The 12,231-nt window shown below is 40.5% G+C and carries 12 protein-coding genes; 11 read left to right on the top strand and 1 reads right to left on the bottom strand.

The genetic code is table 11. The annotated features are described in order from the left end of the window. Positions 1–22 precede the first annotated feature (22 nt). Positions 23–883: a monofunctional biosynthetic peptidoglycan transglycosylase gene (locus CL667_03220; protein MAL16700.1), complete on the top strand. Its 861-nt coding sequence runs from the start codon at positions 23–25 to the stop codon at positions 881–883. 80 nt (positions 884–963) lie between these two features. Beyond that, entirely contained in the window at positions 964–2,832 is a 1,869-nt protein-coding gene (locus CL667_03215) for a hypothetical protein (GenBank protein MAL16699.1), read from the top strand. 22 nt (positions 2,833–2,854) lie between these two features. Here the strand turns inward: CL667_03215 and CL667_03210 are convergent, their stop codons facing one another. Then, positions 2,855–3,547: an RNA pseudouridine synthase gene (locus CL667_03210; protein MAL16698.1), complete on the bottom strand. Its 693-nt coding sequence runs from the start codon at positions 3,545–3,547 to the stop codon at positions 2,855–2,857. Between the two features lie 186 nt (positions 3,548–3,733). Between CL667_03210 and ppk2 the strand changes: the two genes are divergently transcribed. From ppk2 to CL667_03165, 9 genes are all read left to right on the top strand, one after another. Then, the gene (gene ppk2 / locus CL667_03205; GenBank protein MAL16697.1) at positions 3,734–4,555 is read left to right on the top strand and encodes a polyphosphate kinase 2; all 822 of its coding nucleotides are present in this window, start codon (positions 3,734–3,736) and stop codon (positions 4,553–4,555) included. A gap of 72 nt (positions 4,556–4,627) precedes the next feature. Further along, entirely contained in the window at positions 4,628–5,575 is a 948-nt protein-coding gene (locus CL667_03200; protein MAL16696.1) for a choline kinase, read from the top strand. A 2-nt stretch (positions 5,576–5,577) separates the two neighbouring features. Then, entirely contained in the window at positions 5,578–6,405 is an 828-nt protein-coding gene (locus tag CL667_03195; GenBank protein ID MAL16695.1) for an inositol monophosphatase, read from the top strand. A 107-nt stretch (positions 6,406–6,512) separates the two neighbouring features. Next, complete coding sequence (locus CL667_03190) at positions 6,513–8,357, top strand: excinuclease ABC subunit C (GenBank protein MAL16694.1); 1,845 nt, start codon at positions 6,513–6,515, stop codon at positions 8,355–8,357. 202 nt (positions 8,358–8,559) lie between these two features. Beyond that, positions 8,560–9,201, top strand: a complete 642-nt coding sequence (locus tag CL667_03185) for a hypothetical protein (protein MAL16693.1) — start codon at positions 8,560–8,562, stop codon at positions 9,199–9,201. Further along, entirely contained in the window at positions 9,188–9,742 is a 555-nt protein-coding gene (locus tag CL667_03180; protein ID MAL16692.1) for a hypothetical protein, read from the top strand. The genes CL667_03185 and CL667_03180 overlap by 14 nt, the downstream gene beginning before the upstream one ends. A 140-nt stretch (positions 9,743–9,882) precedes the next feature. Further along, a complete protein-coding gene (locus CL667_03175) occupies positions 9,883–10,680 on the top strand; it encodes a chromosome partitioning protein ParA (GenBank protein MAL16691.1) in 798 nt (265 codons plus the stop codon). A 16-nt stretch (positions 10,681–10,696) separates the two neighbouring features. Continuing rightward, complete coding sequence (locus tag CL667_03170) at positions 10,697–11,620, top strand: hypothetical protein (GenBank protein MAL16690.1); 924 nt, start codon at positions 10,697–10,699, stop codon at positions 11,618–11,620. Between the two features lie 40 nt (positions 11,621–11,660). After that, on the top strand, positions 11,661–12,227 hold the full coding sequence (locus CL667_03165; protein MAL16689.1) for a hypothetical protein: 567 nt from the start codon (positions 11,661–11,663) through the stop codon (positions 12,225–12,227). Positions 12,228–12,231: the final 4 nt, after the last annotated feature.

Here is a 12,231-nt window from a genome sequence, read left to right as displayed (position 1 = left end):
TTAAATACGATACATTTGGTTTATGGAAGAACAGCAGCAATTCAAATCAGTTGATTGGTTTAAATACACCAAGATTACCTTTGGGGTGATCTTAGGCTGGTCATTTTGGTTTTGCTTGTTGATCATTGCTCTTCGATGGATTAACCCGCCGGTTACCTCATTTATGCTCCAGCAGAATTGGAAAGAGTTGGAGCAAGAACGCTACAACCTCAGGGAGACATGGGTTCAGGGTGAAAAGCTTCCCGATTATATGAAACTGGCGGTTATAGCTTCAGAAGATCAGCGGTTTAGGCAACATTGGGGCTTAGATCTGGCTGCCATCGATAAAGCACTGGATGAGAAGAAGAGAACGGGAAGAATACGGGGAGCAAGTACCATTACCCAACAAGTGGCTAAGAACCTTTTCCTTTCCCCGGCGCAGACCTATTTAAGAAAAGGCATCGAAGCCGTGATTGCTGTTTTGCTGGAAGTTTTTTGGACCAAAGATCGCATTTTGGAGGTGTATCTAAATATCGCAGAATTTGGTCCGGCTAAGTACGGAATAGCAAGAGGAGCTGATTTCTATTACGGAAAAGCACCCGACGAATTGACTCCCAAAGAAGCGGCAAGAATGGCAACGGTGCTTCCAAACCCATGGCGGATAGAGCCGACTCCTGCATCTGAATATGTAGTTAAACGCAGTGAATGGATCTTGCGAAATATGCAGCAGTTAAGTGGAATCCGGTATCTGCCCAAACCGGAACCAAAGCCCGATACTACAGATACGCTTCAGCAGCAGCCCGTATTCCTGGATTCTCTTGAGTTAGTTAGCCTGCAAGATTCGATGGAGTTATATCTGGATTCGATCTTGATAGACCTGGAATTAGAAAATCTTGAAAATTAATGTACCAAGCATTTATATAATTACATTAACTGTCGATAAAAACACTTCAAAAGAGATTAATTTTTTAGGAATCAGTAATAATGCCAGCTATCGACTCTGCTGAAAAACAGCGTTTAGAAACTTTACTTGAATACGAAATTTTAGATACTGAAGAGTCCCGTGAATTTGACAATTTAGTGAAGCTTGCTGCCCAAATCTGTGAAGTACCAATAGCCAAGATTAATTTTTTGGATGACAAAAGAACATGGTCTAAGGCAAACTACGGCAATGATATAAAGGAATCTCCAAGGGAGATGAATTTTTGCCACACTACGATCAAGAATGATAAATTCATGGTGGTTGAAGATGCTACAAAAGACGAAAGGTTTAGGGAGTTTGAATTTGTAGCGAAGGACCCCAAAATTCGTTTTTATGCCGGGGTAAACATCAAAAAAAATAAACAAAACCTTGGTACTATTTGTGTACTTGGTATGGAACCTAAAACGCTCTCGGAAATGCAACTCAATGCATTGCACACGATAGCGAATGAAATTGAGGTTCGGTTAGAGCTCATAAAAAAGAATATTGAGTTAGAAACCACTTCCACATTTTTGAAGGCTTCCGTAGATCTAATGCTCATTATTGATCCGGAAACGTTGAAAATAAATAAGTGTATCGAAAACGGAGTTAAAATATTTTCATCACACTTAGATAGTAAAGACCAGGAAAAATCACTTACAGCGTTCCGAGGCTGGCCGCTAGTAGGTCAACTTCAGAAATATCACACGGAGGGAGTTGACGAATTTGAGACCGAGACTTCTTTGTTGTTGGACGATAAGGAGCTTCATTTAGAAATTAATGCCATAAAGAAAGACGGTAAATGGCTTATCACTGCAAAAGATATCACTGAGCGGGTTGAGGCGGAGATGGAGGTAATGAGGGAGAAATTATTTACCGAATCCATCATTAACTCTCTTCCTGTAAATTTCTTCATGTATGACGAAAATGGAGATTTTATCAGAAGGCGTGAAAGTAAATCTTCAGTAGATGGTTATCCTGACGACGAGTTCGCCAAAATGAGTCCGCTTGATTTTTTTAGTGGAGATGATGTAGAAAGGGTAGAAGAGTACATTAAAAAAACGATGAGTCAGGATGAGCCGCTGGGAGGCATTGAAGCCGATTTAATTCGGAAAGACGGAGAGAAAGAACCTCATTTATTCAACGCCGTATGTTTTAACAAAAACGGAAAGAAATACCTTGTTGGAACAAGCCAAAGCATTAAAGCTCAGCGAGACTATCAAAAGAAACTAGAGAAATTATTGACTGAGAAAGAAGTGCTGCTGGCTGAAGTTCATCACCGGGTAAAAAATAACCTGGCTGTTATTTCAGGATTTTTACAGATGCAGGAATTTATGACTGATAATGTACAGGCTAAATCAGTATTGCTCTCGAATCATATGCGTGTTAAGTCGATGGCATTGATTCATGAAGACCTGTATAAACTGGGAGATTTCGGTGGTATTAATTTCCAGGAGTATCTTAGTAATTTACTCGAATTTATTGATCAGAAGAAAAAATCTAAAGAGACAAATATAACTCTAAAGACGAATATTTCATTTCTGGAACTGAACCTTAATCAAGCGGTTCCACTGGCTTTAATTATCCATGAATTGGTCTCAAATGCATATGAATATGCTTTTCAGGGCAGAAAGAACGGGACGATAGAAATCGATCTCATTCAGCAGGGAGAAGAAGTCCATTTATTAATTCAGGATGATGGGGTTGGGCTTCCGGATGGGTTTGTATTGGAGAATAGTCCCACTTTGGGAGCTACCTTAGTACTCACTTATTCAGAACAAATTAAGTCAGAAATTAAAATTGAATCGCATCCCTTAAAAGGAACCAAATATGAGCTTATCTTTGAGAATAGAAAAGATCGCAAAGGCTCTTCAGCGAATATGATGGTTTAGAAATCTGGCTCAAGAAATGGGATCAATATTCAAACACATTCCAAGGTTGACCACTTGGCTTGGGAGCTTTGAAAATCATGAGTTCTTTTTTGGTGGGATGTTCGAGCTCTAATTTTACGGCACGTAACGCAATATCTTTCCCAAAGTTTTTATCAGGATTGCCGTACTTATGATCTCCCCAAAGTGGATTTCCTTCCTTGGCAAACTGCACCCTGATTTGGTGAGGACGCCCCGTAATCAAATCAACTTCAACCACACTAAACTTCTTGCTCTGCTTTATTGTGATGAAGTTTAGTCTCGACTCTTTCGCATTTCCCTTGGGTGATTTATAAGCTTTAACAGTGTTCGTGCGATTATCTTTATCCAGAAAATGGACATGCTCACCATAAACCGGAGACATCCCATGTACCAATGCCCAGTACGTCTTCTTCATGGTCCGTTTTCTTATTTGATAGGACAGTCGTGAAGCCGCTTTGGATGTTTTTGCCAACACCATCACACCGCTTACAGGTCGGTCGAGACGGTGGACTAAGCCCAGATAAACATTTCCGGGTTTGTTGTATTCCTTTTTGATGTAAGCCTTACAAAGATTCAGAACGTCAGGATCGCCGGTGTGATCTTCCTGAGAAAGAACTCCGGCCGGTTTATCAATCACCAACAGATGATTGTCTTCAAAAATAATGGGAATGTTGGGAGTAGTTTTTGTGGTATTCATAGACACCAAAACTAAGGATTCTTTCTCTCAATAGGCACTTAAATCAGCATAGTTTTGATAATAGACCTGACAAATGCGCTTTAGGGAGTTTTACTAAACCGGACAGCTATTGCTGCTTGTTACTAATGGGTAAAATCATGATTATGGCGTCACTAAATTTCCAGGCCCACAACTAATAATTGAAGTATGTATAACGAAAATGGAAAGCTGAATTATGACGTCTACGAATCAGAATTAGCTTCGCTGCAGGCTGAGTTAGTTAAGCTACAGTATTGGATTAAAGAGAAGGGCCTCAAGGTTTGTGTTGTTTTTGAAGGACGTGATGCCGCCGGAAAAGGAGGCGTTATAAAAAGAATTACTGAGCCATTGAATCCCAGAACTGTACGAGTTGTAGCCCTACAGAAGCCGACCGAAAAAGAACAAAATCAGTGGTATTTCCAACGGTATATAAGTCAGCTGCCAACAGATGGAGAAATGGTGCTATTCGACCGAAGCTGGTACAACCGGGCAGGTGTAGAGAAAGTGATGGGTTTTTGCAGTGAGGAAGAGTATCAGGAATTCCTGCACTCTTGCCCCAAGTTCGAAGAGATGATTATGCGATCCGGTATTATCCTCATTAAATACTGGTTTTCCATTAGTGATAAGGAACAAAAGAAACGTTTCATCGCAAGGAATGAAGACCCTATGAAGCGTTGGAAGTTAAGTCCAATGGATATTGAAGCCAGAACTCGCTGGGTCGATTATTCCCGGGCTAAAGACAAAATGTTCGAACACACTGATACCAAAAAATCACCCTGGTTTGTAGTAAATGCAGATATAAAACGTCATGCTCGCCTAAACTGTATTTCTCACTTGCTTGGCCAGATTGACTATGAAGATTTAACCCCTGACCCGATTGAGTTTCCAAAAGTGAGTAAGCATCCGGAATACGAACGACCGCCAATATCAGAAATGAACTGGGTGCCGGCTAAGTTTGGGGAGAACCCGATGGATGATGAACGTAGTTAGTTTTTTTCGACAAGCCATTAAAAATAAGTATACCCCGAACACGCTTCTCATGTTTTCATATCTTTATGATATATGAATGATTTCATCAGATCGGCTATTACAAACATCACGGGAACTTCTACCTTTACTGAAAAGGAAACCATCCAAGAATTGTGGAGCGGTTACGGGCAGATTAAGCGAATAGAGCTGGAGAATGCTCCGGCAAAAAATGTTGTCGCAAAGCATATACAGCTATCCGGAAATAATGAACACCCCCGTGGCTGGAATACCGATATTGGTCACCAGCGAAAGTTAAAATCCTATCAGGTGGAGACGACCTGGTACGAAACCTATAATTCACAAAGTAAAGCACGCCTGCCGCATTGCTTAGGAATTGAAACAGGGGAGGATGAAGTATTGATCGTACTGGAGGATCTCGATGAAGCCGGATATCCCTTACGAAAGCAGTCGGTCAGCTGGGAAGAAATTTCAAAATGCTTACAGTGGCTTGCCCAATTTCACGCTAGTTATCTCGGGCATAAGCCTGACGGACTTTGGGAAACCGGCACCTACTGGCACCTGGAAACACGGCCACAGGAATTAGCTGAACTGGATGATCAGGCATTAAAAGAAGCTGCTTCTAGTATTGATTCAAGATTAAATAACTGCACCTATAAAACATTTGTACACGGAGATGCCAAGCTGGCTAATTTCTGTTTTGCCGAAGATGGACAAGTTGCCGCTGTGGATTTTCAGTATGTGGGCGGCGGGTGTGGAATGAAAGACGTAGCCTATTTCATTGGAAGCTGCTTGAATGAAAATGAATGCGAGCGTTTAGAAGTACAAATTCTGGATACTTATTTCGGGTATTTACAGCATGAACTGGGAGAACCAAATGAGGGATTGGAACAGGAATGGCGTTCATTATATCGGGTAGCCTGGGCAGACTTTCATCGCTTTCTCAAAGGATGGAGTCCGGGTCACTGGAAGATTAATAGCTACAGCGAACGAATAACCAAAGAAGTAATCAACAATCTTTAGCAATGGATTTAATTCACCTAACTGATATCGCCATCAAAGCAGCTCTTGACGCGGGACAACACATCAAAAAGTATTTAGATGAGGAGATCGCCTTTGAAGAAAAAGAAGGAGGGGAAAGCTATGCTTCTCAGGTGGTAACTGCGATAGACAAAGAATGTGAAAATATCATACTGTCCCATCTGCTTCCAAAATGCGAAGAATTTAATATTGCACTGCTTACAGAAGAAACCGAAGATGATGGGAGTCGGTTTGAGAAAGATTATTTCTGGTGCATAGACCCTATTGACGGAACACTAAACTTTATAAATAAGGAACCTGGTTTCTCCGTTTCCATCGCGTTAATTGCAAAATATGGGACTCCATGCATAGGCGTAGTTTACGATCCGGTTACAGATACCTTATATCATGCTACAAAAGGAAATGGGGTATTTAAAAACAGATCTTCATGGCAAATAAAGAACAGTAACGACTATTTAACCTATGTAACGGATAAGAAACTAAAGGACACTCCTCGCTTACCAGAGTTAAAAGCTCTTATACAAAAGTATGTTGATGATCTTGAATTAAAAGAGTTCAAAGTCATGTCCGGTGGCGCTTCCGTGATGAATGGCATTCGGGTATTGGAAAACGGTCCGGCTTGTATGATTAAATATCCCAAAAAAGAAACCGGAGGCGGGAGCATTTGGGACTTTGCTGCTACGGCCTGCATCTTTCATGAATTAGGATTTCCTGCTACCAATTTTGAAGGTGAAAGATTAGACCTTAACAAAAAAGAAGGCACCTTTATGAATCACGAAGGAATTTTTTATGCGAATTTTAGTGGTTCATAGAAGTATTTTAATTTCAACTTAAAAAGATAGAACCGAGCCCATAAAAACCTGTAAAATGGGTTGGGAATTGGACTATTGAATCATCAAAAAACTATTATCTTTGAGGCATGAGTGATGATTCAAGTGCCGTAAGTTTAGAAGAAAAAGTAGCTAATTTACCTACTTCGCCAGGAGTCTATATCTACCGGGATAAAGGTGAATCGGTGTTGTATGTTGGGAAGGCTAAAAAGCTCAGAAACAGGGTTCGCTCTTACTTTCAGGATTCTCGTCCGCAAGATGGCCGTATTAGGACGATGGTTTCTAAGATCGATGATATTGAAGTTGTAGTCACCGATTCCGAGGCAGAAGCTCTCATTTTGGAGAATAATCTCATCAAACAATATCAGCCTCGATATAATATCATGTATCGGGATGATAAGTCTTACCCTTATATCTGTATCACCAAAGAGACGAAGCCGAGGGTGTTTCCAACCCGAACGGTAATTAAGGACGGGAGCAAATATTACGGTCCCTATGACAGCGTTGGTGCGATGAAGCGGATGCTGGAAACCATTCGTAAAGCTTTTGGGCTTTGTACCTGCGCAGTTTCCCAAAAGACCATCGACAAAACCCGGGGCGTTCCAAAGTGGCATTCCTGTTTTGATGATTACCTGGAAAACTGTTCCGGAGATTGGGATGATGAGGTGTATCAATCTACCATTTATAAAGTAGATCGTATGCTAAATGGTAAAACGGATCAGCTGATTCGTGAGCTAAAAGATGAAATGCAGATCGCTTCCGATGCTTTGGCTTATGAAGAAGCTGCTCAAATCCGAGATAGCCTTGAGGCCGTTCAGCACTACAGTAAGCGAATGAAGATGGTGGTTTCCCAAAAAGTAGACCGTGATGTATTTGCTATCCGAAAAGATGAGGAAATAGGTGAAGCTTGCGGAGTACTCTTCAAAATTCGTGAAGGTAAGATGATAGGCAAGTTTCATCGCTTCCTGAAGAACATTGAAGGATTGAGTATGGGTGAGATGCTGCAGTCGTTTGTTGAAGATTACTATACCGGACAGTACACAGCGGCCATTCCCGATGAAGTTTATCTAAGCCACGAAATAGAAGATGTTGAACCCCTTGAGCAATACCTGCATCAGGAAAAGGGCAAGATTGTACCAGTTCATGTACCACAAATTGGAGAGAAGAAGCAACTCATTAAAATGGCACAGTCAAATGCTAAACTTCATTTAAATGAGCGTGCCCTTGTGAAAGAGAAAGCCGAGCGAAACCGAATTCCTCACGCCGTTAAAGAGCTGAAAGAACACTTAAAGCTGGATCGGCTGCCTCGGCGAATCGAATGTTTTGATAACTCAAACTTACAGGGTTCTGACCCGGTTGCTTCTATGGTTTGTTTTGTGGATGCGAAACCGCGTAAGAGTTCCTACAAACGATTCAACATAAAAACGGTAGAAGGGCCGGATGACTTTGCGTCTATGAAAGAGATTTTGACCCGGCGCTATTCCCGTGTGCAAAAAGATGGAGAGCAGATTCCAGACTTAATCATAGTGGATGGTGGAAAAGGGCAGTTGAGTGCGTCAGTGGAAGCCTTAAAAGAGATCGACTTTTATGGAGAATGTGAAATTATCGGATTAGCTAAACGTCTTGAAGAAGTATTTCTTCCCGGGATGTCTGATCCTATTATGATTCCTAAAAAATCATCAGCTCTAAAATTACTTCAGCATGCCCGTGATGAGGCGCATCGTTTTGCTATCAATTTTCACCGTCAAAAAAGAAGTAAGAGAACCGTAAAAACGGAATTGTTAGATATAGATGGGGTAGGTAAAAAGACGGTACAAAAGCTACTTATGGAATTTGGATCCGTCAAGAAAATCAAGAAAGCCAAGAAAGAAGAATTGCAGCTCTCAATTGGAAAATCAATTGGTGAGAAAGTGTACAACTATTTCGCTGATTAACTCGTCTTAAGCCTGAAATGTGAATATTGGGTCACATTAACATGTTATATGATTAGCGTGCATAGCATATTAAAATAGGCACAGACCCGATGAGAAAGCATCAGGTCAGAAACGCTCTTTAATAGTAGATCGTTATTGAAACAAAAGGTCGGAGTTTCAGTTCATCTTCTGAGAGCATAACCCAAAATTAGGGTGTAATATTATGAAATTGATCAAAAGACACGTTGAGAAAACTAATTATAAAGAGCTTAAAGATCGTGAGCTTGTAAAGAAATTTAGAAAAAATGCAGATGAGTCGGCTTTTAATGAATTGATGAACCGCCATCAGCAAAAAATTTATTCCTATATATATAGCATGGTGATGAACCCAGAGATCACCAATGACTTGTTTCAAACTACGTTCACCAAAGTCATTACTAAAATGGATGACACCTACAATGAGCAAGGCAAATGGATTGCTTGGGTGATGCGTATTGCACATAATGCAACGATTGATTATCTAAGAAAACAAAAACGGTATATTGACGTTAGTGGATGGAGCGACGAAGATTCTAACACCGATTACTTTGACCGGATGGAAGATGAAAGCGTTGTGGATGCAGATGAGCAAATGGTTGAAACAGAAATGCGATCCAGCTTAATGAAACACATCGCCAAACTTCCGGAAGAGCAACGTTCGGTTGTTCTTTTAAGGCACTACTACGAAATGCCTTTTAAAGAAATTGCAGAATTAACCGATGTATCCATTAACACGGCTTTAGGCCGAATGCGATACGCGCTCATTAACCTTCGAAAACATTTTGAAGAAGAACGAGAAGAAGAGCTAAAACATGCACACAGATGAGAATAACGCTATCCGTTATCTGATGAAGGAGATGGATCCTTCTGAAGAAATGGAGTTTGAGAAGCAAATGCGGGAAGATGAAAATCTGTTGATTGAAGTTGAAAGTCTGAGAGCTACCCAAAAAAGGCTCTCAGCACTCTCAACTAAAAATCCTCCCCAAAATCTAACCAAAAAAATATCGGATGAAGCCAAACAGTTACAATCAGAAAAACTAAGATCTTCCAAAAACATCACCTTTTTCCTTAAGCGTGGCTTAGCCGCCGCGATACTTTTGGCAGCTTTCACCGGTGGTGGATATTATCTTTATTCAGGAGTAGATGTTTCCGATTCCGGGAATTCTACAAAAAGTCCGACAGAAGCTGTAGAACCATGGGTTGATAGAAATGAAGTGCTTCGATTTTCTGAGACTCAACAGGTAAGTCAAACCTCAGCAGTCGAGAACGATTTAACCCGAAGTTATGATAAACTGGAGTTAGTCAGCGATCCATCAGGGAATATAGGCGGTGGAAGTGGAATTATGCTCACCGGATCATCCAATTAAATTCAAGGCAGCCATCAGGTTGCCTTTTTAATGTGGAAAACTATTGCCGAATATGTGAATAAGTATTTTTGTATAGCAGTGCACCTCGCTTTATATTAGATTTTATCATAAAACTATATCAAGCTTAAAGCAGGTTTTTAATGGGAAAAGTCATTTCAATTGCCAATCAGAAAGGTGGAGTAGGTAAAACAACTACGGCAATTAATTTAGCCGCGAGTTTAGCGGCCGTAGAACATCCAACGCTTGTTATAGACATTGATCCCCAAAGCAACACTACCAGTGGGCTGGGCATTGATTCTAAAACCGTTACGAATTCGGTTTATGAGGTTATGATTGGGAGTACTGATATTGATGAGACTATTCGCAAGACGGAGCTCGACTTCCTCGATTTAGTTCCGGCGCATATCAACCTTGTTGGTGCTGAAATTGAAATGATTGATCGAGAAGAACGCGAGAGAATTCTGAAAAAGGCGATCGAAAGTGTTCGTGACAAATATGACTTTGTAATTATAGATTGTCCGCCTTCTCTTGGTTTATTAACTATTAATGCGCTTACAGCTTCAGACTCAATTGTAATTCCTGTACAGTGCGAATATTTTGCCCTTGAAGGATTAGGTCAGCTTTTGAATACTATTAAGATTGTTCGGCAACATTTGAATCCTGAGTTAGACATTGAAGGTGTACTTTTAACGATGTATGACACACGAACAAGACTTTCCAATCAGGTGGCTGATGAGGTTAAACGGTATTTTGATGACCGTGTATTCAAGTCTGTTATCTCCCGAAACGTAAGGTTAGCTGAAGCCCCAAGTTTTGGAAAACCTGCTCTGCTTTATGATTCTACGAGTGTGGGTTCTAAAAACTACCTCGCACTAGCTCGGGAAATCATCAAGAGAAATAAAAAAATGTTTAAGAACAGCCCGGTTCTTACTGATTAATACAGAAATTTAGATTATGGCTACCAAAAAAGTGTTAGGCCGTGGATTAGGCGCTTTCTTTCCTGAGTATCAGGAAGATGGCAAAGAAACGGATGCGAAGAGTGAAGGCGTAGAAAAGAATATTGTGAAGCCCGAAGACAGGGTGAATATCGTTCTCTTTGTTCCTGTTGATCATATCCGAAAAAACCCCCATCAACCCAGAAAAGAATTTGATGAGGAAAAACTGGAAGAGTTAGGTGCTTCCATAAAGGAACATGGGCTCATTCAACCTATTACCGTTCGATACATCGGGGAGAAACGGTTTGAACTCATTAGTGGTGAACGCCGGCTTAGAGCCGCCAAATTAGCTGGGCTAAAGGAAATACCCGCATTTATCCGCGAAGCCGATGATGAGCAAAGTATGGCTTTTGCGCTTATTGAAAACATCCAGCGGGAAGAGCTGAATCCACTGGAAGTGGCTTTAGGCTACAAAAGGCTTTTAGAAGAATTTGATTACACCCAAGCTGAAGTAGCTGATCGGGTGGGTAAAAACCGTACTACGGTTACCAATATGCTTAGGCTTTTGAATCTGCCTGATTTCATACAGTCTGCATTAAAGTCTAATCAAATTTCAATGGGTCATGCCCGCTCTTTGATTACGATTGAAGATGAGGAAGTTCAGCAAAAAATCCTCAATAAAGTAATTGATAAAGGGTTATCGGTTCGGCAAATAGAAGAAGCCGTTCGTGATATTATGAGTCCTTCAAAGTCAAAGAAGACCTCCAAGACTAAGAAAGAAAGTTCAAATCCTTTTTATGAAGAAATTTCTTCGCGATTACGACGTACATTCAGTACTAAAGTAAATGTACATCCCAAGAAGGAAGGTGGGGAAATAAAGATTGAATACTATTCGGATGATGACCTGGAACGAATTCTCAACATCTTTGACTCGATCGATTAGTCTGATTGTTCTTATCAGCTTTATAGTTGCAGTACAGGGTGTGGCGCAATCTTATAGTCAGTATCAAAAATTTGTTCCGCAAAATTATTCATTGAAACAGGAATTTGCAGATTCCGCATCAGGTCAAGGTCAATATCCGGAACCCAAAAAAGTGCTTCGACGCTCTCTGATTCTGCCAGGTTGGGGACAAGTAACAAATAAGCAGGCTTGGAAAGTACCAATTGTATACGGGTTATTAGGTGGTTTAACCTATTATAGTGTTTACCTGCATAAACAATATCATGATTACCGGGCAGCTTATTATAACTTAAATCCTGATACTCCTGATGATGGTAGATTTGGGCCAACACCGGGTTATATTTCTGCCGGTACAAGTTTAGAGTCACTTCGCCAAAACCGAAACTTTTTTAGAAATCGAAGAGATCTGGTTTATGTATTTATAGGTTTATCTTATGCATTGAATGCTATTGATGCTTATGTATATGCGCATTTAAGACCATTTGATGTATCAGATGATTTATCAATGAAAGCAACAATAAAGCCGGATGTTTTAGCAACTCGATTTGCTGATCCTGTTCCATCCATTTCACTATCCATTAAATTTTAAGAGA

It is taken from the genome of Balneola sp. (assembly GCA_002694685.1).
Classification (GTDB): Bacteria; Bacteroidota; Rhodothermia; order Balneolales; family Balneolaceae; genus Gracilimonas.
The sequence above is the reverse complement of the archived record's forward strand: the minus strand, read 5'-3'. Positions and strand labels throughout refer to the sequence as shown.